Genomic DNA, 25083 nt, shown 5'->3' on the forward strand with positions numbered 1-25083 from the left:
AGGATGTGTTATGAACAATCCGGAAGGCGGAGCACCTTTTAAGAATCCCGGGGGGCCAAATCATGAGAACGGGCAGCCGCAGCGCAGCAATGGAGCAGAACCGTGGAACAACCTGCTCCAGGATCACCGCGTCAAGCAGGCACAGCTGGTCAGCAGACAATATTGGGGATTCTATGTCAACGCCCTGATGCGCCCTTACCGTACCATGAAAGGGATCGGGACAGCCCATTTCCTGAACAGTCTGATCACGATGGGCCTGACCGCCATACTATCCGCACTGTATTTCCTCACCTGGTTCATTAAATGGGATATCTCGCCGGTAATTGGCCCCGGATTTCTGAAGCCGCTGCTGCTGACCGCAGCCGGTATTGCCGTTGGCTTCGGGACCACCTATGCTGCGCTCCGGCTGGAGAAGGTCAGCTTCGATGTCAAATTGCTCATTACCCGGTTCGGCACACTGCTCGTCCCGGCTGTAGCCCTGCTGGTTCTGGCCATTCTGACGCTGATCATCAGCCTGTATTCCTTCTCGGTTCTCCTGCTTGTCCTGTCACTGCTCTTTGTCTTTGTAAGCATCAACTCCGTGGCGTTCCAATATCCGCTGAATACCTCAAACCGCGGAATCGATACTTTGTACCTGATTGCTACCGCCAATGCTGCGACCGGATATCTGTTCTACAGGCTGATCGTATCGGTCTTTACCGGAGCGGTGTACGGGCTGTTCAGCGGTATTTCACCATTCGGATTATAGACAGCTTCGCCCCTAGGCAAACAGGAGGACCCGCAGACGGGTCCTCCTGTTTGCTATGCTCCTTCAGGTTACTGAGTCGTGGCCGGCATTTGAGCCTCCTGGGCATCAAGCGCTTCCTGCGGCACCTTAATTTCCGTGATTTCGTTGTATCCGGAGATGATAGCGTTCATCTTCATATCCATGGATACTGTCTGCTCTCCGCTCGTCATGTCCATCACTATATTCACATTCGTTTCCACCGGCAGATAGGTTTCCTTATTCACCGAATTGGAAATCGTCATGCTTTTGATATTCATATTCTCCATCATTGCGGTCATCTGGCTGTCTGCGGTGCCGCTCTGGTTCAGATAGTTTTGCGCCAGGCTCTTCACATCATCGCCGGATACATCCGCTGTCAGCACATAATTATCGCCTTCTTCCGTGATGGTGGTCTGCCCGGCAATTTGTTTGAACTGCTCCAGTTGTGTCTCCGGGCTGGCCGACTGCTGCATGAGTTCCGTCATCTGCGCTGTCATCCCGGATGGCAGCTTCATCCACTGTCCGCCTGTCAGCGTGAAGACGCCGTCCCCGGTAATGTACTGCTCGATCTGCTGCTCTCCCTGACCTGCCAGATTCATAGCAATCTTCTGATGCATCTGCAGCGGATCTTTAATGAACTCTGATGTTGTCTTCATGTCTATTGCCTGTTCCTGAGAGGTCTCCCCCTGCTTGATCACCATATTCTGCTGCATCTGTGATTCCATTCTGAAGCTCTTCAATTCCGCCGCCGCCGCAGCAGTCTTCTGGATCAATTCCTCCAGAGCCGGAGCACCTGCCGCCTGTTCTGCCGTTGACGCAGCCCCGGAACCTTCCGGAGCTGCGGTAGCGGTGGTACTGGCAGCCGCCGGAGCTTCAGCAGCATTGGCAGACGGCTCGGCAGCCTCATTATTGCCGCAGGCAGCCAAAGCTACTGTAAGTGCTGCTCCCATAATTAACGTAGTCCATTTCTTCAAATTCATTCCCTCCTCAAGTTGTAAGCAAGTTGTATTAGTGCTTGCCAACTATTAACCAAAGAAGAAAATCCTCTAACATTTCCCAAAGAAGTTACCATCTCATACGGGTAAGGGGAGGGGCAAAAAGAACACTATGAAGCGGACGGAAACTGTGGTTAGATGAAGGTGAACTATCTAAAACCAACAGGGAAAGAAGCGTGAGCCCGCATGAGTTTTGAAATTGTAGAGGCGACCATATCCGAGATTCAGGCTGCGATGGAATCCGGCGAGATCACTTCCAGACAATTAGTTCTGATGTACTTTGAACGTATTGCCAATCATGACAAGAACGGCCTGACGGTCAACTCCGTCCTTGAAATCAATCCGGATGCGCTGTTCATTGCTGAATCCCTGGATGTTGAGCGTTCCCGGCAGGGTCCGCGCGGACCGCTGCACGGCATACCGCTACTGCTAAAGGACAACATCAATACAGGGGATAAAATGCATACCAGTGCGGGTTCACTTGCGCTCGCGGATTCTTTTGCCGGGGAAGATGCCTTCATTGTTGCCCGGCTGCGCGCAGCCGGGGCCGTTATTATGGGCAAAGCCAATATGACGGAATTCGCCAATTTCATGACCAGCGGCATGCCCTCCGGTTACAGCTCCCGGGGCGGACAGGTGCTTAATCCTTACAATATCTCTACACCTACGGGCGGGTCCAGTGCCGGGTCAGCGGTAGCTGTAGCCTGCAATTTCTGCACCGTATCCGTTGGAACGGAAACCTCCGGCTCCATTCTTAACCCCGGCAACCTGGGCTCAATCATCGGCATCAAGCCAACGGTGGGGATGCTCAGCCGCTCGGGTATTCTCCCGCTCTCAAATACGCAGGATACGGCCGGGCCCATGGCCAGAACCGTCCGCGATGCAGTGCTGCTGCTGAACGCTATGCTGGGCCGGGATCCGAAGGATGCTGCAACGGGAACAAGTATAGGGAAGCTGCACGAGGATTATACGGTCTTCCTCGACCCGGACGGGCTGCGGGGGGCAAGAATCGGGATTCCGCGCGATTATTATTTCGAGGAGCTGACCGAGGAACAGCTCGCACTGTTCAATGCCTCCGTGGACAGAATGCGCGAGCTGGGTGCAACGATTATTGATCCGGCAGAGATCAGAACTGCGCGGGAGATTAAATATTCCTCTGTCGTGCTGAATGAATTCAAAACTGCGCTGAACGCCTATCTGGCTACGCTGGGGCCGGGTGCTCCCATGCGCACATTAAAGGATATCATTGATTTCAACCATGCGCATCCTATAGAAACGCTGAAATTCGGACAATCCACCCTGCTGGATGCCGAGCATACCACTTCAGGCACACTGACTGAGCCGCAGTATCTGCACGACCGCCTGAGCGATCTGCGGCTCTGCAAGGAGCTCGGGATCGATGCCACGATGGAGGAGCATCAGCTTGATGCCCTGCTGTTCCCGGCTGACTTCGGCGCCCGGATCACGTCAAGGGCGGGATACCCGTCCATCGTAGTTCCATCAGGCTATACCTCAGCCGGTGCTCCCTTCGGCGTGACCTTCTCCGCCCGGGTCTACCAGGAGCCGGTGCTCATCAGGCTGGCCTATGCCTACGAACAGAATTATAAGGTCCGCAAGGCACCCTCGCTGAAGAGCTTCATCTGAGACAGCTTCATCCGCGGGGCTTTAGTCAGCTGCGATGCCCATATGCCTGTTGCCTGCATGGGACAGGCCCCAGGTGCGCAGCTCATAGCTGCGTATTCCCGAGACTACATAGGGATCGCGCCCGGCGATGGCGACTGCTTCCTCACGGGAGGCGGCGCGGATAATAACCATGCCGCCAGGCGCATCGCTGAAGGGGCCGCACATGACCAGCTGCCCGCTGTGCTCCAGCTCCTGCAGATGCTTAACATGGCCGCGGATGATCTCCATATCTCTGCGGTCCTGCTCTGTCGGGCTCAGCAGAATAACATAACAAATATCCTCCCCGGGGTTTCCCTGCTCCGGGCTTGTACTTTTTCCGGCGGATTCTACCTGTAATTTCTCCTGATTCATTTGCGCTTCCTCCTCATTCATAATGACGCTGGCTCTCCTCATCAGCAATGCTCTGAATCTCTTCGGCATGTATCAGATACAGCTCATAATCGCCTTCCGCATGCAGCTTCATTGCCCGTTCCTTCGTAAACTTCGCGCTGCCTTCCGCCGCATCCTCATCGTAGAACAACAGGATTCCGTCGCTTTTACGGAACAGCAGATCATCTCTGGCCCTGAACTGCCAGCTGCCGTCATACGGGGCATTGCTGACAGCTCCATAGTAGTCCGCTCCGGCAACGATCCGGCGGTACTCATTCTGCTTCTCTTCCTTCCACTTCTCCTCCGGCGCAGCATGGGCTGTAATAATCCCCAGCTTAAGTTCCGGATACTGCCGCTTCAGCTCAAGCACAACCTCGCAGGCCCATAAATCGACCCCGTATTGGCCGGGGGTAATCACCCATTCCAGCCCGTCCTCCAGCAGCGGAACCAGCCGGCTCGCGAGCGCTTTTTTGATAAAAGGAATCCCCTGATGCTTGCTGTCAAAAATCCCGAGCTCATGCGCACGGTAGCCCGTAACGAGTAAGGTTTTCATGTGCTGCCTCTTTCCTGAACGCCTTCTTCCTGCGGCCTGTTCATTTCGCTCTATTATTGCATTATATACCATTTTGCCGTTTGAATCTTTGAGGAAGAATTGACCAGATTTTAAGCCTGCTTTCAGGAGCGTCTGATATAGTGTCCTCCAGACCGGTATGTACGATGCCAGAGCAGCTGATTGCTCACAAACTATAGATTATGCTTCCGGAGTGAGTTTGTTCGGGGCAGAGCCGGGAGATGCATTGCCCACAAACTTTTAGGAGGATTACGTTTATGAAAAGACAATTGCCTTATATGATGGCCGGCAGCCTGATTGCTGCTGTCCTGCTCGCAGGCTGTGCTTCGAATACTAATACAGCTGCTACCGGGGCAGGCAGCACCCAGACCGCCCAGAGTCAGAGCGGCAGCAATGCCGCTCAGCCGGATGGAGGCGCCGGAGCAGGACAGAACCGGATGAACCGGGCAGGAATGAATTTCGGCAAAATCAAAAGCATCGACGGGAACACGATCACAATCTACACCGCAGCTATGCCTGAACGCCAGCAGAACGGCAGCGGACAAGGCAAAGCGCCGGAAGGCGGCGGCACCGCTTCCGGAGACGGAGCAGCTGCAGCGCCTGCTGAAGGACAGGCTGCACCGGCTGACGGACAAGGCGCTCCTGCCGGCGAGCAAGTCACTCCGCCGGAGGGCGGCGGACAAGGCGGGGGCCGCCAGGGAGGCGGAGGCGGCATGATGCAGAGCTTCTCGGAAGAGACCACTGACATTACTGTAAGCGGCGATACGAAGTATGTCTCTGTCACCTTCGAGAACGGCGAACAGAAGGAAACTGCCCTTGCGCTGACGGATCTGAAGGCAGACGATATCATTCAATATACGCTGAAGACAGATACAAATGAGGCGGAGTCAATTACGCTAAGTACCGGCGGCTTCGGCGGCGGTATGGGTGGCGGCATGGGCGGCGGCAGAGGCCAAGGCCAGGGAGGCGCACCGGGCGGCGATGCAGCGGACGGCGATGCAGCGAACGGCGATGCAGCGGGTGGCGATGCAGCGGACGGCTCCACAACCGGCAGTAAGTAATTTACGGGGGAGGCGCCAATAATCCAGCGTACCCGGCCCGGAAACAGGCCGGAGAAGAGACTGGCGGAAGATTTAATTGGATTTATGACACTTAATTCTTCCGCCTTCTCCTCTTCACCGGTAATAAGTGGATTTAGGGCATTTAATTTGGGCTCACTCCTTATATTTTTCTGTTTTCAGAGAAATTAAGTGTACTTTTTCCAATTATTATCCTGTATACTGCAATTTTGCCGGAAATAAATGTTCTTTTTCCACTTAATTACCCGCTACCCTCCCCGTTGCCAGACCGAGACGCCCTGACTCCTGTTTATCGTTTATATCCAACCTGCTGCTACGAGTACCTCATCCCCTTTCCCCTTTCACTTTTCACTTTTCACTGCTCACCTCCTCCCTGCACTATTGCCCCATTCCTCTCTCCTTATCATAAATAAGCCACCGCCGGATGCACGCTCACGGGCTGCATCCGGCTGCGGCTTATTTATATTTTGCCGGAAAATGACTAAATCCAAGTAAACTTTGGAAAACTTCATTAACACGGATATTCAGACTGTTATGAGAACCATCAAATATAACTTTCACGGCTGGGGCTGATCGAATTGCTGTCTACTATTGTATCCTATATACCCGGCTGGGCCGTGTTCGGCCAGGCCTTAGTCGCCCTGCTCGTTCCGCTCCTGCTCGGGTACTTATATAAGGCACTCTACCGGTTAGTCGGCAGCGGACGGGGCCAGTCCGGCTTCGGCTCAAAGACCCTTCCGCAATCCAAGCCTGCACCGGGGGAGCCGGCCAGACCTGCATCTACTCCGTTCAGCGGCAGCTACACAACGGACCTGGATGCGGTGAAGAGCGGAATCGGCGGCAACTGCGACCTCAATATCCGGGAGTTCACTCTCGCGGACTCGCAGCTCCGGGGTGCCCTCGTATGTGTGGACGGGATGCAGGATGACCGGCTGCTTAACATGAAAATCCTGCAGTTTCTAATGTATGACGTTCCTGTTCCGCCGCAATCCTACGCTGAGGCTGCCAGGCAGCTGCTGCCCTTCAGCCAGCTTAACGAGGCTGCCAGCATAGAGAGCTTTAACAAATCCGTGCTTTTCGGGCACGGTGCGCTGCTGCTCGAAGGGCTGCCCTGCGGGCTGCTGATTCAGCTTCCCGGCGGCCCGAACCGTGCGATTACCGAGCCGGTCTCCGAAGCGCTGCTGCGCGGGCCGCGCCTGGGCTTCTCTGAAGTATTAAGCGAGAATACCTCCATGCTGCGCCGCCAGGGCATGAATGATCAGCTAGAAATGAAGACACACCGGGCCGGCCGGACCATCCAGCGGGATATCGTCGTGGCTTATATGAAGGATATCGTCAATCCCGATCTGCTGGAGGAGGTTACGAACCGGATTCTCAAAATTGATATCGATTTTCTGGCCGAATCCGGTTATATCGAGCAGCTGATTGAAGATAATTATCTCAGCCCCTTTCAGCAGGCCCAGAATACGGAACGGCCCGACAGGGTCATTAGCGCCCTGCTCGAGGGTCGGATTGCCATCCTGCTCGACGGCACTCCCTTTGCGCTGATCGTGCCGGTCACCTTCAGCATGCTGCTGCAATCGCCGGAGGATTATTATGAGCGCTGGCTTCCGGGCACCCTGCTGCGGCTGCTGCGTTTTGCCGCGTCCTTCCTGGCGCTGATGGCCCCGTCCCTCTATATCTCGTTCATCTCCTTTCATCCGGGGCTGATTCCGACGGAGCTGGCGATCAGTATCATCAAGACCCGGCAGGGCGTGCCTTTTCCCTCCTTAATCGAAGTGCTGATTCTCGAGGTGGCCATCGAGATTCTGCGGGAGGCCGGGATCCGGCTGCCGAAGCCGATTGGTCCGGCGATGGGAATCGTCGGCGGCTTGATCATCGGTGATGCCGCTGTTCAGGCCGGCATTGTCAGCCCGTTCCTGGTCATCGTGGTAGCTGTGACCGCTATCTCATCCTTTTCCATTCCCATGTACAGCGCCGGGATTACACTGCGTATTCTGCGCTTTGCTGGCATGCTGTTCGCAGCTGTACTGGGAATGTACGGAACCATCCTGTTCTTCCTGCTGATCTGCAGCCATCTCACCAAGCTCAAAAGCTTCGGTGTGCCGTATCTGACCCCGGTATCCCCATTCCGGCTGAGCGACTGGAAGGATCTGTTCATCCGTGCCCCGCTGGCGCTGATGAAGCGCAGGCCGCTCATGATGAAGACCAGACAGGATAAACGCAAGTCATAACGAGATCTTACTTGCTAAGGAGGGACTCCATATGTTTGTACGTACCGATGATAAAATCACATCCACACAGGCAGCCATCTTCCTGAACAACACTTTACTCGGTGCAGGAATTCTTACGCTGCCGCGCAGTGTGAGCGAATCCGTCAAGACACCGGACTCCTGGCTGTCGGTCCTGCTTGGCGGAGCCATTGTGATGCTTGTAGTACTGCTGATGGTGAAGATCAGCCAGCAGTTCCCGGGCAAGACCGTATTTCAATATGCCGGGCTCATTGCCGGAAAGGGAATCGGCGGCTTTCTCAGCCTGCTGCTGATCCTGTATTACGTCATTATTGGCGGCTTTGAAATCCGCACGCTCGCTGAAGTAACGCTCTTCTTCCTGCTGGAGGGCACTCCGATCTGGGCCATTATTCTTCCGTTTCTCTGGGTAGGCACCTACCTGGTGTACGGCGGCATTAACTCGATTGCCCGTGTCTTTACCATCGTGTTTCCGATCAGCATCATGATCCTGATCATTTCCTTTACACTCAGCCTGCGGCTGTTTGATATCGACCATCTGCGCCCTGTACTCGGCAACGGACTGCCGCCCGTGTTCGCCGGGCTTAAATCTACCGTGCTTGTCTTTACCGGCTGTGAGGTTTCAATGACTCTCGTAGCCTTCATGACCAAACCCAAGCAGGCAGTTAAAGCTATTCTCGGCGGCCTCGCGATTCCGCTTACACTCTATTTTCTGACTGTTGTCATAGTCATTGGAGGCATCTCTATTGATTCCGCCGTCACCAGCACCTGGCCTACCATTGATCTGATGCGCAGCTTCGAGGTTCCCGGCTTTTTCTTCGAACGCATGGAGTTTCCGTTCATGGTCATTTGGCTGATGCAGATGTTCTGCAACTTCAGCAGCTTTTTTTACCAGTCGACGCTCGGCCTGTCACAGCTCTTCAAGCTGAAGGTGCATCCGATTATTTATGCTATGGTTCCGGTACTGTTCCTCTCAGCGATGCTGCCCAAATCCATGGCTGACTTGTTCGCACTCGGGGATACTATCGGCAAAATGGGCATTATTCTGTTCCTGCTGCTGCCCGTACTTCTGTCAATTATCTGGCTTATCCGCGTGAAGGGGTTGAAGCAGCATGTGTAAACGCAACCTGCTCCGTCTGCTATGCGCCCCGGTCCTGCTCATGACGTTGACCTCCTGCTGGAGCAGCAAGGAGATTGAAGATCTGGCGCTATACTCCGGCCTGGCACTTGATATCGGGGAGCTGTCGCCTACAGAGAAAGCATTTGAGGAGCATGGCGCCACTTATTTCAAACACAATAAAATTACAGCCACCATCCAGCTCGTTCCGGCCAACACCGTAGGCAGCATACAGAATCAGAGCAATAACAGCGGAGCGCCTTATCTGAATATTATGGGAACCGGAGATTCGGTGCTGGAAATCTTCCGCCAGTTCTCCATCCGCCGCGACCGGCCGATTATCGGCCATCATCTCAAGGTAATTGTCGTATCCACCGAGCTGCTGAAGCAGCAGGAAATGAGCCAGCTAATGGATTTTGTACTCCGTGATAATGATATCCGTCCCAGTACGATGGTATTTCTGAGTCAGGGCCGTGCAGCAGATGCACTCACCACGAAGGATAAGAATGAAGTTCCGGCATTTCATATCCGCAATATGATCCGTAACCGGAAGCGGACCAGCAAAGTGATGAGCCCGGTCATTTTATCCAAAATGGATGCCTTGATGCACTCCAAGCGAAGCTACGTCCTGCAGAATCTGGTGACCGCGGATGGGGAAATAGAATTCTCCGGTGCAGGCATTATTAAAGGCGACACCGGCCACTGGGTTGGAGCGCTCAGCCAGGAGAACACCCTATGCCTCTCCTGGCTGACGAATGAGGGCGAATCCGGTGTCATCAAAACCTATGATTGGGATAACCAGCCGATGACCTATGAAATGAAGGCGATGAAAAGCAAAATCTCGGTTAAAACGGACGGCGGCAATCTGGCATTTGATGTTGCGCTCACTACGGAAGGCCGGCTTAGTGAAAGCTGGAACGAAGATGAATACCCTTCAGCCGATCAGCATACCAAAAAAGCCGAACGGCTGTTCAAAGAACGGCTGGAGCAAATGCTGCAGGCCTTGATGCAGAAGCTGCAGGCTGATTACAAGACCGATGTCGCCGGCTTCGGCACCAGGCTGAGCATTGAGCAGCCGGCTTTATGGAACAAGGTAAAGGACCACTGGGATGAAGTATTCAGCCGGACTCCTGTTCATTTCTCGGTGAAGCTGAGTATAACGGACTACGGCTCCTTTACGGAGTAACAGCACACAACAAACGCCGCCGCCCTATACATCAGGGCGGCGGCGTTCCATTATCCAGTAAATATTTTATTGCTTATCAGATAGAATCAGGACTCCGCGTCCCGGAACTGTTGACGCACCGCTGAATTTCCGGCCGGTGAGCAGGTCTGTCCGTTCCACACTGCCGATATCGGCCGTAAGGTCCTCCGGCGAATGATTCAGCAGGAACAGGTAGGACACGCCGTTCTTCACACGCTGAACGGACTCGATGCCCTCCGGAGCACTCACAAGCGGAGCTATTCCGTTCTCGGCGCTGACAGTGGCTAGGAAGCCGCGCAGGAATGCAGAATCCGGGCTTGTAGCTACATAATAGGCTTTACCTGCGCCGAAGCTGTTAACGGTCAGGGCTGGCATGCCCTTATAGAAATCAGTTCCATACGTGGCAAGCACTTCCGCACCCTCCGGATGAATCAGGTCACAGAGCAGGCCGCAGGAGTACGACCGGTTAAGAGCCCCCCAATCCCGGCTCATTACGATTTCATTGCGCATATCCGGCAGCAGGGCATCTATCTCTTCCGCCCAGATGCCCAGCACCTTGCGCAGCTCACCCGGATAACCGCCGACGGTAACCAGATCGTTCTCGTTAACAATTCCGCTGAAATAGGTGGTGATGAACGTTCCGCCAGCCTGGACGAACGCTTCAACCTTAGCGGCGAAGCCCGGCTTCACCATATACATAACCGGAGCAATCACGACTTTATATTTCGATAAGTCCTCTTCTACGCCGATCATATCCGCTTCGATATTCTGCTGATACAGCGCATCGTAATAGCTGTGTATTTCCTTCACATAATCAAGCGCCACAGTCGGGCCGCTGGAGAGGTCAAGCGCCCAGCGGTTCTCCCAGTCATAGACGATACCGATCTGCGCTGCACTCCGCGCATCCAGCAGCTCATCGCCGAGGCTCTCCAGCTCCCGGCCCAGCTCCGCACATTCGCGGAATACCCGGGTATGCTCATGGCCCACATGCTCAATTACCGCCCCGTGGTACTTCTCACAGGCGCCGATAGAGCGGCGCAGCTGGAAGAACAGCACGGTATCCGCGCCGCGCGCTACTGCCTGGTAGCTCCATAGACGCATTACGCCCGGGCGCTTCAGGGAGTTGTACGGCATCCAGTTCTGCTGGCTTGGCGTCTGCTCCATCAGCATGAACGGCTGGCCGTTCTTGAGTCCGCGCATCAGGTCATGGGTCATAGCGGTATGGCTCACCGGTGTATCAAGCGCCGGGTAATTATCCCAGGAGATGATATCCATATGCTTGGCCCATTCGAAATAATCCAGCTCCGGATAGAAGCCCATCAGATTCGTCGTAACCGGAATATTCGTGCTGTGCTCCTTGATGGCGGCATACTCGAGTTTGTAGCATTCCAGCAGGCTGTGAGACATGAATCTGCGGTAATCGAGGGAAATCCCCTGGAAGTTGGTCCGGTTGCCGTTCCACTCTTCGCTGAGCTCATTCGGGACTACAATCTCCTCCCAATCATAGAAGGTATGGCCCCAGAACCGGGTATTCCAGGCTTTGTTCAGCTTATCCAGCGAGCCGTAACGTTCCTTCAGCCAGATGCGGAAAGCGGCTGCCGACTGCTCGGAATAATCATATCCGCCGTATTCGTTAGAGATATGCCAGGCTACCAGCCCCGGATGATCCTTGTAGCGCTCTGCCAGCTTGCCGGCAAGCAGCGCCGAATATTTGCGGTATACCGCACTGTTCGGATTCGAGTTATGGCGTCCGCCGAATTTGCGCTTGCGGCCCTGGACATCCACCCGGGTCACTTCAGGATAGCGGTGGGCCATCCAGGCCGGATGCGCTCCGGTCCCGGTTGCGAGACAGACATAGGTTCCATTCTTATATAAGCGGTCGATTAATTCATCCAGACCGGTGAAATCATACGTATCTTCAGACGGCTGAATCAAAGCCCAGGAGAATACGTTAATTGTTGCAACATCAATCCCCGCCAGCTTGAACATCCGCTCATCCTCAGCCCATACCGGGGCATCCCACTGTTCAGGGTTATAATCCCCGCCGTACCAGATCTTAGGCAATTTCTCGTTGATCACACTTTGCACATCCTTTATAGTATAAGTATATTCTTATTTTAAGCATTAAACTAAGCGGTTTATATATAAAATAAAAATTCCGGCATATAATAATATAGAACTACAGGAGATGTCATTTATGTCAGAGAGCGCCGTGCGCAGAATCGTATTCGCCCAGGAGAGCGGGCAGCAGCTTCCGATCACCCTCGACAGCATGGGCTACAACCCCGACCAGGAGAAAGTCATCCGCCCGCAGGGCTATCATACCTACCACTGGCTGCAAACCTCGCAGGGTGAAGGCATTATCCATTTCGACAACAAAACCATCACCCTGCCGGAAGGCAGCGGCATTCTGTTAATGCCGGGTACGGCGCACCGCTACGAATCACTCACTTCAGAGGTATGGTGCACCTATTATCTCACCTTCGGCGGAACCTCAGCCCGGCATATTCTGGATTCCCTCGGGATGAACAGCAATGTGCTGTACCGCTGGGAGAGCGAGGCTCCTCTCCGCCACATGCTGAAGGAGATGCTTGACCGCCATGATGCTTCAAGCGACATGTTCAGCCTGGGCGAATCTACAGATGCCTACCGTTTCCTGCTGACGCTGAACAAATACGGGCAGCTGCATAATAATACAGCGATTTCCCGTAATGTAGACAAGCTGCAGCCGCTGCTGAAATGGATGGACAGCCACTACGGTGATCCGGACATCGGGCTCTATGATCTCGCTGCACAGCTGGAGGTATCGGGGCGTTACCTGAACAGCCTGTTTCTGCAGACCTTCAGCCTCTCGCCTTATGCTTATTTCGTCCGGCTGCGCATCCGCAAGAGCAAGGAACTGCTGGTGGCCCACCCCGCCCTGACGGTAAAAGAAATCTCCAGGCGCGTCGGCTTCCGCGATGTCAGCCATTTCGTCGCCACCTTCCGCAAGCAGTCGGCGATCACACCGGAGCAGTTCCGGAAGCTGCATTAATCTGCTCATCATACAAAAGCGGCACCCGCGGCTGAATTAGCCGGGATGCCGCTTTATCTGTTATACGGACAGCGCCGGACCGCCGCTTTCTGCCGCGGGGGATGCCCCGCTTACCGCTTCCGGCAGCCCGGCCTTCAGCTCTTCTATAAACTCCCGGAAGGCGCTAGTCATATAGAGATCGCGCCGCCGGATGAATACGGTAGGCACCTCTGCATACTTCTCGGGGAACGGGTAGATACGGATACCCTCTGTAACATTCATCCGGGTGAAATAGGATACAGGCAGGACTGCATAGCCAATGCCTGCCTTCACACATCCGAGCAGCCCCTCCATGGTCCCGAACTCCATCACCTTTCCGACCCGGCAGCCCTCTTCGCCGAGCCATTGCTCCAGTCTGCTCCGGTACAGGCACTCCGAATTCAGCATCAGCAGCGTCTTGTCATGCACGGACCGGATGCCCTGATAATCCATCGTGTCCGGAATGACCAGTCCAATCCGCTCATGAATAAGCAGCTCCTGGACAAGCTCCGGATGCTCCACCGGACCGTCGAGGAAGGCCCCGTGTACCGTATGCTGCAGGACGGATTCGATCAAATCCCCCGCCCGTCCGACCTGAAGGTGAACGTCTACATCAGGATAACAGCGGCGGTATACCGAGAGGATTGCCGGAAGCCGCACTGCTGCTGTCGTATCCGAGCCCACCGTGATTGCGCCTTTGGGAACCGGCGAATCCAGAACCGCCTGTTTGGCTTCTTCCAGCAGCTTAAGTATTCTGACCGTGTAGTCCAGAAACGTCTGCCCTGCTGAAGTCAGTGTAATTCCCCGGCTGTGCCGGTAGAAGAGCGGAGTCTGCAGCTCCTGCTCCAGCTGCTGGATTCTTGCCGTCACATTCGATTGCACATAGTTCAGGCTTTGTGCCGCTTTGGAGATGCTTCCTTCTTCAGCAACTGCCCGGAATACTTTTAGAAGACCGGTATCCATATTCGTCACCTCTCCCCGGAACACCCATCATCCGCAGTGATGGCCTCCATCATTTCCCTTCATTATACATGATCTCCTGTACAGAATATGATGAAATCAGCAAAGGAAACTACTGCGGTCATAACTTATAAGGAGTGAGCACAATGGAAAATAAACAGTGGACATTCAAAGTACCCGGTAATCCAGATAGCAGAGAAATCATTGTGGATACGAAGGCAATCAGAAGCGTCTATGACCTGCTGGACATGCTCCGGGCAGCGGAGCCTCAGACCCCAGTCTCCAGGATCTCTACAGCAAACGGCGATAATTCTACTATGCCGGATACCAAAGAACCGGAAAGTGCGCTGCGGTAATGCTTATCCAGTCCGATTGACTGTGTACCGCGGCTGAGGTTCAGCAGGAACAGCAGTTCCCCTTTCTCTCCTGTACGTGTGAATGCCTGCACGCCGTCCGGCAGATCCGGAAATGCGGCAAGTCCGGCCTCCGCGGCGATACCGCCCAGAAGCTTCAGCCAGTAAGCCTCGCTGGCATGAGTTCCGATATAATATACCTTTCCTGCTCCGAAGCGGTTCACAGTAACCGCAGGAGAACCGGCAAAGAAATCATCCCCGTACCAGGCAACCGGCTCCGCTTCCTCCGGCTGCAGAATATCGCACCACTGGCTGCACTCGAACGACTCACCGGCTGCATCCACCAGCATGTGGATATCATGGCCGACCGGATCATATTCCGCAACTGTTACGCCGGCTGCGCGGGAGAACAGACCCGGCAGCGGCTGCAGCAGGCAGATGTTGTTCATATTCTTCACACCGCTGCGGTTAGTCAGAATCACGGTGCCTCCGTTCCCGGCAAAGGACTCCAGCCTCTGCGCCGCTTCCTCATCATGCAGGTAAAGGCTCGGAACGATCGCCAGCTTGTATCCCTCGAGCGGCTGCCGCCAGTCAATGACATCGCAGCTGATGCCAAGCTTCGTCAGCGCCCGGTGGTACTGCTTGATGTTGTCATAGTAGTCAAGACCGTCAGCCTGGGGCTGAATCCGCAGCGCCGCCATCTGCTCATGCGAATACAGAATAGCCGCGTTGCTGGTGACCTCCGTTCCCTCCAGCAGCGGAGCAAGCGCGTTTACCTCTCCGCACAGCTGTGCGAATTCGGCGAATCTCCGCCCCGGCACATTGCTGTGGTCAATCAGCCCGTGCCAGAATTGCTCAGCCCCGGCAGCCGCGCTTCTCCAGCGGAAATGCACCACCGTATCCGCGCCTCTGGCAATAGCCTGCCAGGCATAGGCACGGATCAGTCCCGGATGCGGCGTCCGCCACATCGGAAACCAGCAGCCCGGAGGACCGCTGAGCTGCTCCATAATCCAGAAATTACGGCGCTTAAGCCCGCGGGTCAGATCCAGGGACAGCGCCCCGCTATACGGCGCGGTCGCCTGCTTCTGCGGTGCAGGGTTCGGATAATAATCGAAGGAGGCCACATCCAGATCCTCCGCCAGCCCGTGCATATCCAGCCGCTGCGGATAGCTGTGGAAATTATGGGTAATGAAGCGCTCCGGACACACCGCGCGCAGAATCTCCGTCTGCCGGCGCTGAAAGTGGATACATGAATCCCACTGGAACCGCTGGAAATCGAGCAGCAGTGACGGATTCTGGTGCGGTGACCCGCCGTAAGGAACGGTCAGCTCCTCCCAGCTGCTGTATTCGCCGCTCCAGACCACCGTTCCCCACTCGGAGTTTAACCGCTCAAGCGTACTGTACTTCGCCTGAACCCAGCTGCGGAAGGCCCGGTTACAGCTGTCACAGTGACAATCCAGCATCCCGAATTCATTGTCTGTCTGCCAGCCGATGACAGCAGGATGGCTGCTGTAGCGGCGGGCCAGCGCCTCAATAATCCGGCTGCCGTAGGTACGCAGCGATGCGCTGTTATAGCAGCGGTGTCCGCGCACTCCCGGATGGTATACGCTGCCGTCCGCGAATACCGGCAGCACATCCGGACATGCCGTAGTCAGCCAGCGCGGCGGTGTGGTGGTCGGAGTTCCGATCACCACCTGTATTCCATAGGCATGAAACAGATCCAGCGCCCGGTCCAGCCAGGCGAAATCAAACCTCCCCTCCACGGGCTCCAGCCGGCTCCAGGCAAACTCTGCTACCCGGACCACCTTGACACCCGTTTCCTTCATTAACTTAATATCCGGCTCCCACATCGCCTCCTCCCAATGCTCCGGATAATAATCCACCCCGATTTGTACTTTGCTGTAACTGCCCGGTTCCGCCTGCTTCATCTGCTCCCTCATCCTCTCTGCTTCCTCTCATCATACATGTTCAGAATGCTCATAATTTGAGTATATCCCACCCGGCCCGGTTACGGACAACCTAAAAGACGCCCCGCCTCATCTCATATCGAGAAGAGAGCTGGAGCGTCCCGGCAAATCCACTTTATCCAATTACTCTATAGTCCCTGAGGGACTTTCTGTATTTATCAATACTATTGTGAACTAATGTAAGTTCAGCTTATTTCTTCAGCTTGTCCCAAGCCGCTTGCATGCTTGTTTCCCAGCCGGCTTCATCTACTTTACCTGCGATCAGCTCTTGAATGGAGCTCGCGAATTCCTGGGTTACACCATCAGGGAATTTCGAAGCCTGCAGGCCGTATACTTTACCTTCTTGAACATAATTCCATACATCCGAACCAAGCAGACCTACATCTTCAGCAGTTACTGGAATAGTCGACAGAGCAGGGATGAACTTCCATTTTTTCGAGATATATTCTTTACCCATGTCAGAAGTTACAAGCCAGTTCAGGAAAGTCTTAGCTTCTTCCTTGGATGCGGAATCCTTGTTGACAACCAGGTTGGACGGCACGCCTACAGACAGCTTGTCGTTCATTGCAGCGTCGTCGTTGATAGGCATAGGGAACATACCGATATTCATGTCAGGAGTAATATTATCAACCAGCGTCTGTGCCCAGTTGCCTTCCTGCATCATAGCTGTTTCGCCGTTAGCGAACATAGCCAGGTGAGTATTAGCGTCAGTAGTTAAAGGATTTTTCTGGCCGTATTTCACAGTCAGGTTAAGCAGGTTGCTCCAATCCTTGAACTTCTGGTTGCCTACGATAGTGGAGGTTCCGGCGTTCAGGCCGCTGATGAATTCATCTACATTATCCTGCTGTGCAAAAGCTACGCTGATGCCCTGGATACCCAGCAGCCACCATTCCTGATAAGCGTTACCAAACGGAATTACGTTGATAGCCTGCAGCTTCTTAGCCGCTTCTTCCAGCTCGGAGATAGTTTTTGGAGTTTCTGTGATTCCGGCTTTGGCGAACAGGTCTTTATTGTAGACATAACCGATACCTTCAAGGTTCATCGGCATACCGTAGGTTTTACCATCCTTGGTCATTGGCTCAGCTGCCAATGGAATCAGATCCTTCACCCAAGGCTGATCGGACAGATCCTCGAGCTTGTCCCCCCATAGTTCCATTTCAGCGTAACCGCCGTTACTGAAAATATCAGGAGCATCGCCGGAAGCGAATTTGGTCTTCAGGGCTGCCGCATAGTCAGCGCCGCCGCCTACAGTCTGGATATCCAGCTTGATGTTAGGATATTCTTTCTCGAATTCAACCTTCAGCTCGTTCAGGCCTTCAACGATTTCGGTTTTGAACTGGAATACTTTAACCGTTTTCACTTCACCGGAAGTATTGCCAGCGCTTCCATTTGTTGCACTGTTTGAAGCATTATTGTTAGTGTTGCCACCGCATGCCGCAAGCACGACAGACATCAGCATTACGCTGGACAGCATCACTGCAGAGCGTTTCTTCATCATTCTAATTTCCCCCTTGAATATATTGAACTGCTTAATATGTGGAACGGGAGCCCGGTGAATTAACCCTTCACCGAGCCAGCCGCTATTCCCTCAACAATGTAACGCTGCATGAACAGATAGAAAATCACAATAGGTGCTACGCCGATCGTAAGTGCCGGAAGCGCCATATCCCATTGCTTCGTGTATTGCCCGAAGAAGGAGAAGGTTGCCAGCGGAATGGTCCGCAGTCCGGGTGCCTGAAGAATCAGGGACGGCAGCAGGTAGTCATTCCAGATCCCCAGTGCGTTCAGGACGATGGTCGTCATCAGCATGGGCTTCAGCAGCGGAAGCACGATCCGGAAGAAGACAGTAACCGGGTTACAGCCGTCGACCGTAGCCGCCTCTTCAATTTCCAGCGGCACCGATTTGATGAACCCGTGGAACAGGAAGATCGCCATCGGAATACTTAAGCCAAGGTTGGTCATCAGGAGCCCCGGAATGGAGTTATTTACGCCCAGGACGTTGACTACCTTCAGAATTGGAATCATGATCGTCTGGAAGGGAACGACCATCGCCGCTACGAACAGCAGCAGCAGGATTTTGTTGAATTTCGTGTCTGCCCGGACCATACGGTACGCCGCCATCGCGCTGAACAGGGAGATCAGAATAACACTGATTACCGTTACAATTAGCGAGTTGCGGAAGGCTTCACCGAAACGTGCCAGCTTCCAGGCATTTGAATAGTTGGACCACATGAACTCCTGCGGCCAGCTTGCCGCATTGCTGAGAATTTCCCCGAAGGATTTCACGGAGTTCGCCAGCAGGAAATAGAACGGAGCAAGGAAGAGCAGCGCCAGCAGGATCATCAGTACTTCAATCGCGATGTTCCATCTGCTTTTTGTTGCAGTATTCATTAAGCTTCAACCTCCTTGCTCTTCGTAACACGGACCTGAATCATGGTGATGATCGCTACAATTACGAAGAACAGCAGTGCTTTCGCTGTACCCAGTCCGTAACGGTTGTTCAGGAAGGCTTCGTTATAGATGTTCATGGCTACGGATTCCGTAGATTTGAACGGTCCGCCCTTCGTCAGCGACAGGTTGAGATCGAACATTTTGAAGGACCAGGAGATGGCCAGGAACAATCCGATCGTCACTGCAGGCATGATTAGCGGTACAACGATGCTGCGGAGCACCTGGAACGGTGAAGCGCCGTCGATATCAGCTGCTTCAAGCACTTCTTTGGATACGTTGCTGAGTGAAGCGATATAGATAACCATCAGATAACCGGAAGACTGCCATACGAAGACCATGACGATCGCCCAGAAGCCGGTAGTTGCATCACCGAGCCAAGGAAGGTTGAAGAAAGACCAGCCGGTGGAATCACCCAGTGTGGCGAATCCTTTGATAAAGATAAACTGCCATATAAAACCAAGCAACAAGCCCCCGATTACGTTAGGCATGAAAAAGATGGTCCGGAGCATATTGCGCGTCTTGAGAGGTTTAGTCAACAGGTAAGCCAGGAAGAACCCGACCACATTAGTTAGAATTACACCTAACAGCGTAAATCTTACAGTAAACCAGAACGATGACCAGAAATCCGGATCATTCGTAAAAATATTTTTGAAGTTATCAAATCCTACCCAGCTTACATTACCCGATACCCCGTTCCAGTCGGTGAAGGAATAATACATCCCCATCAGAAACGGAATAATCATCACGATGGTAAAGAACAATACTGCCGGGCCAACGAAAAAAAGCTGCTGACCCATTTGGGACAACTTATGGCTGCGCATGTAATGGCCCCCCTTTCTTTTACTCACTTACTTGTTTATGATCTAAACATATTATCTGTTTTTTGCAGAGCCTCTTACACCTACACAAGTGATCTTTAGGGTGTAAAATATTGATCGGATGTGACGAGCCCCATGAAATGGAACAGTATCCGCACGAAATTAATCGTTTTTTTACTCCTGCCGACATTAATCTGTATTATAGGCACCATGTTTGTCAGCTATTCGTATACGACAAATTCGCTGAGAACCCGGGCTGTCGATGAGAACAAAAATCTGCTCTATCAGGGCTATAAGAACATTAGCAGCCTGATCCAGGAGATCAACCGGATGTCGCTGAGCGTATACTCCGACTCTAATTTTTACCGGCTGCTTGAATCCGGCCATGATGATCTGTCCTCGGATATCGCCATCTATAATTCGCTTAGCTACATTTCCACTTCACTGGAAGATATCGCGCAGGTATACCTGTACGGCGTCAAGGACGGCAAAGCAACGCTGATTACCGACAACACCACGCCCAAACGCTGGCTGGGAAGCACTCCGTATGAGGAATCCGGCCTTACCGGCAGATCCCCGGTTTCCGTGCAAAGCACCCATATCAGCAACCCTTACGGGCTGAAGCTGCCCCTGGTGCAGTTTGTCCCGGAGCCGGTGTTTACGCTGCACCGCCGGATTGAACGGATCCCTACTACCGAAGCGCTTGGCTTCTTATCGATTGATGTCAGGCTGAGCGCACTTTCCGAGATTATGGATCAGCTGTACGAGCAGAAGCAGGAGAATATCTACCTCGTCGACAGCTCCGGACTGCTGGTGTACGGCAAGGATACCGGTTCACTCGGCAAACCTTTGAATGCCGCCTGGTACAGCAGGCAGACCGCTGACACCAGCGGTTCCCAGGGGTATTTCGAGCAGGACGGCTCCGTATTCATCTATCAGAAAATCGAAGCCCCGGGGCTGCACTGGACCCTGATCAAGCAGATTCCCGTCTCTTATCTGTTCCGTGAAGCGAAGGAGGCCGCAGGCATCAACATTCTGCTGCTCTTCCTGCTGATGGGGATGATCATCGCCCTGACGATCTTCATCTCGTTCCGGATTACCGCTCCCATCAAGCAATTGACCCGTTATATGAGCCAGGTGCAGACCGGGAATCTGGAGATTGATATCCGCCCGGCGGGTAAAGATGAGATCGGCGTGGTCACCGAGCATTTCCGCAGCATGATGGATACGATCAACAATCTGATTTTGCGGGAGTACAGGCTGGAGCTGACCAATAAGACCAATGAGCTCAGGGCGCTGCAGTCGCAGATTAACCCCCATTTCCTGAACAATACTTTACAGATTATCGGCACGCTTGCTCTGGAGCTGAAGGTACCGCAGATTTACGGGCTGCTCTCGGCACTGGCCAAGATGATGCGCTACAGCATGTACAATGATGAGAAGGTTGTAACCATAGAGAATGAGCTGGACCATGTCAAAGCTTATATTGAGCTGCAGAAGGAGCGTTTTGAAAATAAGTTCAGTTTCCGCTACGATATGGAGGATACGCTGCTTGCGGCGCTGATGCCCAAGATGATTCTGCAGCCGATCGTAGAGAATTACTTCAAGCACGGCTTCAATCTGGCCCGCACAGACGGCTGGATTGAGATTACCGCAGCCAGGCTCTCCCCGGAGAGGATGGAGATCTGCATCCTTAATAATGGACTCCCGATTCCGGCCGCCCGGCTGGAGACGCTGCGCAAGGAGCTGGAGCAGCCCAGGGCTGCAGAGCCGGATGTGCTTAAGAATACCGGGAAGGATGTCTACAGCAAACGGGATGCTCCCGGTACCGGAATCGGGCTCGGAAATGTACTGGCACGGCTGCGGCTGGTATGTGGGGACAACGCCCTGCTTACCGTCGATAATCTTAAGGCCGGCGGGGTAATCATCCGGCTGGAAATTGATATATTAGTGGAGAGTGAACGGATATGAAGGCACTGATCGTAGATGACGAAGCAAGGGTCCGGAAGGCCGTGAGGCTGCTCGTGGACTGGGAAATGCACGGGATCGATGAAATTCTCGAGGCCGGGAGCGGCAATGAAGCCATAGTGCTGATCCGCAAGGAGAAGCCGGCACTGGTAATCATGGATATGATGATGGAATCGGGCAGCGGCATTGAGCTGATGACCTGGGTGGATGAATTCGCAGGCAGCACCAAATTCATTGTGGTCAGCGGGCATAATGACTTCGACTTTGTCCGCGAGACCGTCCGCCACGGCGGCATAGACTATATTCTTAAGCCGATTGAGCCTGATATGATTAACACTGCGGTATCCAAGGCGGTGACTGCCTGGCGCTCCGAGGACGAGGAGCGCAGCCAGCGCCAGCGCCAGAGCATCCGGCTGAACGAGATCAAGCCGATCTACGGGGAGAAGCTGCTCTCCGCGCTGATTGATGACAGGGTCAATGCCGAGGCCTCACTGCGCAGGCTTACTGCGGACGGAATCATCCCGCAGAGTGCCACAGCCTCACAGCTGCTTCTCGTGCAGACCGACAGCGGCAACAATCCGCTGCTGAAGCGGTTCGGCGGCGACAGCGAGCTGATGTACTACGCGATCGTTAATATCTGCAATGAATTTCTGCAGCCGCAGAATAAAGGCATTGCCTTCCGGTACTGGGGCGGCCCGCCGGAGATTGCCATCCTGCTCTGGGATGCCCGGGAGCCCGTTGCCGAACTGATTAGCCGGATTAACCAGGGGCTCTACCGCACCCTGCAGCTGCGCATGCATTTCGGCATCAGTACCGCCGGCTCCCTGCCGGGGCAGCTGCAGCTGCAGCGCACAGAGGCCGCCGAAGCGCTCCTCCGGCGCAATCTGCTAAGGCATGAGGATTACTGCCATTTCCCCCCGGATGACGGCGCAGGCAGGCCGGGGGGCAGCGGCGGCCTTGCTGCTGCCCCTGAGCCGGAAGCGGCACTTAGCTTCGCTGATGTCCAGGAGGATTGGCGGATGGCGGTCATCAGCGGGACATCCGAGGCTATCTCCGCTGCCGCCCAGCACTGGACCCATGAGCTGGGCCGCCGGGGCGTTGTCACCCCGCAGATGCTCAATGCCTGGAAGGCCGATGCCCTGCTGTTCCGTTCCCGGCTGGTCCGGGATACACTGGGGACCGGGGCGGGCAGCGCCTTGCCGGAGCTGGAGCAGGCCGATCTGCAGAATCCGGCTCCGCAGCCGAGCGGCTACTCCTTCTCCTTGTTCGCCTGGCGTGACTGGTCCTTCACACTGATGCAGCAGCTCTCACAGCTGCTCTCTGCAAGGAAGATGAAGGAGCGTAACCCGATTGCCGAGATTATTAAGTATATCGAGCAGAATTATCCGTCTGATCTCTCGCTGCAGGAGATTGCCGGCAAATTCTTCGTCAGCCGCGAGTATATTTCACGCAAGTTCAAACAGGAATACGGCATTAATTTCTCTGATTACATCGGCAGCGTCCGCATTGAGAAAGCCAAGCTGCTGATGCAGAATCCCAATCTCAAGCTGGTGCAGATCTCGGAAATGGTCGGATTCCATGATGTTAAATACTTCAGCAAGGTGTTCAAGAAACAGGTCGGCTGCTCACCGAAGGATTACCGGGTGCAGACGGAGCATTGAAGATAACAGGTTTCATACGCTTCCGGGGCAATCGTCCATACCCGAATAGCAGAACGCGCATATCATGGCTCTGTAAGATGCTAATGCGGAGGAGGTAAGGCGATGAGCGGTTGCGCAAATGTCGGAGGTCTGGTTACTTCCACAACTACAATTCTGGTCCTTTATATTCTGCTGGTGATTATTCTCAGAACGTTCTAGCACTGATGAAATGCAAGTGGAAACGGCTTTTCCGTCCTTCAATAAGGACGGTACCGTTTCGGCGGGAAATAGAAGGGATAAGTTATCAGGCACAGCATATAGCTTCTTCTATTTCAAAAAAAGGCTATCCCAAAAGCCATAACATGGCCGCTTGGGATAGCCTTTGCCTTAAATGCCGCTGTCTATGGGCTAGGATAATCTGAAAGTACTACATAGTATGCCTAGTGTGCTCAAGGTGTTCGCCGCTGTACTGCTACGCTTAGAGTTCCGCAGTCCCTTTGTACCACGCCAAAAAAGCATCTGCTACTGCTTTGCCGGCAGTACCGTTCGGATGCGGATCGAATTCGTCGCTCATATACTCCGGCCGGATTCTGTGCTCCGCCGGTGAAGGGACAGACAGCACCGCAGCGATATCAAACACCCGGTCCACACCTGCAGGCGGGCTGTTAAGAATAGTATCATTCACCTTGCGCCAATGCTCTTCCCGTGCTCCTTCAAAGTTGAACGGCGGCACAGTGCTGAGAATTACAGCGGCTTCAGGCTGCGCTTCCTTGATTCTGGAGATGATATGCGTAAGGTCACCCAGCAGCTCATCTGCCGTACGTGCTCCGATATCCAGATCATTTACTCCAAGGACAATCAGCACCTCATCCCCCTGCTCCGCCTTGTGCAGCCATGCGCCGTCAGTGGCAACATCATAGGCTCTGCCCCACCCGGAGCCGATATTCCACAGTCCGTACTCTGTTCCTAAGCCTTCCGCAATTCTTGCCGCCCAATAGCTGTAAGCATCCTTCTGCGTCCGGACCCCCTGGGTAATGGAATCGCCCAGGAACACCAACTTCTTCGCTACCTGCTTCTTATAGCCGATATAACCGGGCAATACCTGCAGCTTATCAGATACGCTGAAGAAAGCTGCCGTTTCCTGCGCGGCCAGATGGCCCGGCACATCGTAGCCGGAGACCAGCATCCCCTCTACGTTGAAAGGGATCGACTTGCCGGCGGCTTCTGTCTTCAGCGTCCAGGTGAAGGCCAGCAGATGCCCTTCCGGCAGCTCCAGAACGGCTTCATCGCTCCAGAACCGCTCGCCCGGCTCCACATGCCGGGAGGCTTCACCCGCGAAAGTAACCGGGACCTGGGAGCCTGGCACGACACTGCCATCCGGCACAGACCCGCCATCGGCCACATAGGCTGCTTCAATGCTCCAGCTGCCGCCCGGTTCACTGGCAGCAGACTCCGCCCCCAGATCCCAGGTGGAATCTACGCTGTTACTGTGCCAGAACTTCAGCGTCAGGCTGCCGTTCTCCCGCAGGCGGATGTAGGTCCGGTAGGTATGGGTAAACGGCTCTGCTGCATTCATAATCTGATTGGCTGCGGCAGATACCGCTGTTGCCGAAGTGAACTCCGGCTGGCTTAGCACGCCGCCGTTATCTTTAATCATCATAGTTATCTATTCTCCTGTCCTGATACGGTATCATTGCTGGCAGAAACGGAACTTATAAGTGCATATTTTACTTGTGATAAAGCGTCCACGGCGAAAGGTGATAATGTTGTACGTTATGCAACTTGGCTGCCTCAAAAACAGGCGGTTGAGAGAAATGTTGTACAAAATACAGGAATTCTCC

20 protein-coding genes are annotated in these 25083 nt (G+C 54.0%); 10 read left to right on the top strand and 10 right to left on the bottom strand.

The features are described 5' to 3' along the window. The first annotated feature begins 10 nt into the window (after positions 1–10). Complete coding sequence (locus LOS79_RS20230; protein WP_315411875.1) at positions 11–748, top strand: hypothetical protein; 738 nt, start codon at positions 11–13, stop codon at positions 746–748. 68 nt (positions 749–816) lie between these two features. Here LOS79_RS20230 and LOS79_RS20235 read toward each other — a convergent pair whose 3' ends face one another. Further along, positions 817–1740 carry a DUF6612 family protein gene (locus LOS79_RS20235; RefSeq protein ID WP_315411877.1) on the bottom strand — a complete coding sequence of 308 codons (924 nt, stop codon included), beginning with the start codon at positions 1738–1740 and terminating at the stop codon, positions 817–819. Between the two features lie 207 nt (positions 1741–1947). On the opposite strand from LOS79_RS20235, the gene LOS79_RS20240 reads away from it, so the two are divergent. Continuing rightward, on the top strand, positions 1948–3405 hold the full coding sequence (locus LOS79_RS20240; protein ID WP_315411878.1) for an amidase family protein: 1458 nt from the start codon (positions 1948–1950) through the stop codon (positions 3403–3405). A gap of 21 nt (positions 3406–3426) precedes the next feature. Here the strand turns inward: LOS79_RS20240 and LOS79_RS20245 are convergent, their stop codons facing one another. Both LOS79_RS20245 and LOS79_RS20250 read right to left on the bottom strand, forming a co-directional pair. After that, a complete protein-coding gene (locus tag LOS79_RS20245) occupies positions 3427–3795 on the bottom strand; it encodes a YciI family protein (protein ID WP_315411879.1) in 369 nt (122 codons plus the stop codon). Positions 3796–3808: 13 nt separating this feature from the next. Continuing rightward, complete coding sequence (locus LOS79_RS20250) at positions 3809–4366, bottom strand: SLOG family protein (RefSeq protein WP_315411880.1); 558 nt, start codon at positions 4364–4366, stop codon at positions 3809–3811. A 275-nt stretch (positions 4367–4641) separates the two neighbouring features. Here LOS79_RS20250 and LOS79_RS20255 point away from each other — a divergent pair, with 275 nt between their 5' ends. The 4 genes from LOS79_RS20255 (at position 4642) to LOS79_RS20270 (ending at position 10015) form a co-directional block, all read left to right on the top strand. Further along, the gene (locus tag LOS79_RS20255; RefSeq protein WP_315411882.1) at positions 4642–5445 is read left to right on the top strand and encodes a hypothetical protein; all 804 of its coding nucleotides are present in this window, start codon (positions 4642–4644) and stop codon (positions 5443–5445) included. A gap of 596 nt (positions 5446–6041) precedes the next feature. Beyond that, positions 6042–7697: a spore germination protein gene (locus tag LOS79_RS20260; protein WP_315411884.1), complete on the top strand. Its 1656-nt coding sequence runs from the start codon at positions 6042–6044 to the stop codon at positions 7695–7697. A 31-nt stretch (positions 7698–7728) separates the two neighbouring features. Continuing rightward, on the top strand, positions 7729–8832 hold the full coding sequence (locus tag LOS79_RS20265; protein ID WP_315411886.1) for a GerAB/ArcD/ProY family transporter: 1104 nt from the start codon (positions 7729–7731) through the stop codon (positions 8830–8832). Then, positions 8825–10015, top strand: a complete 1191-nt coding sequence (locus LOS79_RS20270) for a Ger(x)C family spore germination protein (RefSeq protein WP_315411887.1) — start codon at positions 8825–8827, stop codon at positions 10013–10015. The genes LOS79_RS20265 and LOS79_RS20270 overlap by 8 nt, the downstream gene beginning before the upstream one ends. 66 nt (positions 10016–10081) lie before the next feature. On the opposite strand, the gene LOS79_RS20275 is transcribed toward LOS79_RS20270, so the two are convergent. Continuing rightward, a complete protein-coding gene (locus LOS79_RS20275; protein WP_315411888.1) occupies positions 10082–12112 on the bottom strand; it encodes a beta-galactosidase in 2031 nt (676 codons plus the stop codon). Between the two features lie 118 nt (positions 12113–12230). On the opposite strand from LOS79_RS20275, the gene LOS79_RS20280 reads away from it, so the two are divergent. Beyond that, complete coding sequence (locus LOS79_RS20280; protein ID WP_315411889.1) at positions 12231–13067, top strand: AraC family transcriptional regulator; 837 nt, start codon at positions 12231–12233, stop codon at positions 13065–13067. A gap of 60 nt (positions 13068–13127) precedes the next feature. Here the strand turns inward: LOS79_RS20280 and LOS79_RS20285 are convergent, their stop codons facing one another. The 5 genes from LOS79_RS20285 to LOS79_RS20305 form a co-directional block, all read right to left on the bottom strand. Continuing rightward, a complete protein-coding gene (locus LOS79_RS20285) occupies positions 13128–14072 on the bottom strand; it encodes a LysR family transcriptional regulator (RefSeq protein ID WP_315411890.1) in 945 nt (314 codons plus the stop codon). 241 nt (positions 14073–14313) lie between these two features. Beyond that, positions 14314–16338 carry a beta-galactosidase gene (locus LOS79_RS20290; RefSeq protein ID WP_315411892.1) on the bottom strand — a complete coding sequence of 675 codons (2025 nt, stop codon included), beginning with the start codon at positions 16336–16338 and terminating at the stop codon, positions 14314–14316. A 217-nt stretch (positions 16339–16555) separates the two neighbouring features. Beyond that, entirely contained in the window at positions 16556–17863 is a 1308-nt protein-coding gene (locus LOS79_RS20295; RefSeq protein ID WP_315411894.1) for an ABC transporter substrate-binding protein, read from the bottom strand. A gap of 59 nt (positions 17864–17922) precedes the next feature. After that, a complete protein-coding gene (locus tag LOS79_RS20300) occupies positions 17923–18756 on the bottom strand; it encodes a carbohydrate ABC transporter permease (protein ID WP_315411896.1) in 834 nt (277 codons plus the stop codon). After that, positions 18756–19637 (bottom strand): carbohydrate ABC transporter permease, encoded by an 882-nt coding sequence (locus LOS79_RS20305; protein WP_315411898.1) that lies wholly within the window; start codon positions 19635–19637, stop codon positions 18756–18758. The genes LOS79_RS20300 and LOS79_RS20305 overlap by 1 nt, the downstream gene beginning before the upstream one ends. A 132-nt stretch (positions 19638–19769) precedes the next feature. On the opposite strand from LOS79_RS20305, the gene LOS79_RS20310 reads away from it, so the two are divergent. The 3 genes from LOS79_RS20310 (at position 19770) to LOS79_RS20320 (ending at position 23461) form a co-directional block, all read left to right on the top strand. Further along, positions 19770–21605, top strand: coding sequence for a cache domain-containing sensor histidine kinase (locus tag LOS79_RS20310; protein WP_315411900.1), 1836 nt, complete (start codon positions 19770–19772; stop codon positions 21603–21605). Further along, positions 21602–23263, top strand: coding sequence for a response regulator transcription factor (locus tag LOS79_RS20315; protein WP_315411901.1), 1662 nt, complete (start codon positions 21602–21604; stop codon positions 23261–23263). The genes LOS79_RS20310 and LOS79_RS20315 overlap by 4 nt, the downstream gene beginning before the upstream one ends. Positions 23264–23365: 102 nt before the next feature. Continuing rightward, positions 23366–23461, top strand: coding sequence for a YjcZ family sporulation protein (locus LOS79_RS20320; RefSeq protein ID WP_315411903.1), 96 nt, complete (start codon positions 23366–23368; stop codon positions 23459–23461). A 259-nt stretch (positions 23462–23720) separates the two neighbouring features. Here LOS79_RS20320 and LOS79_RS20325 read toward each other — a convergent pair whose 3' ends face one another. Next, positions 23721–24902, bottom strand: coding sequence for an SGNH/GDSL hydrolase family protein (locus tag LOS79_RS20325; protein WP_315411905.1), 1182 nt, complete (start codon positions 24900–24902; stop codon positions 23721–23723). Positions 24903–25083: the final 181 nt, after the last annotated feature.

This window comes from Paenibacillus sp. MMS20-IR301, assembly GCF_032302195.1.
Lineage (GTDB): Bacteria > Bacillota > Bacilli > Paenibacillales > Paenibacillaceae > Paenibacillus_AQ.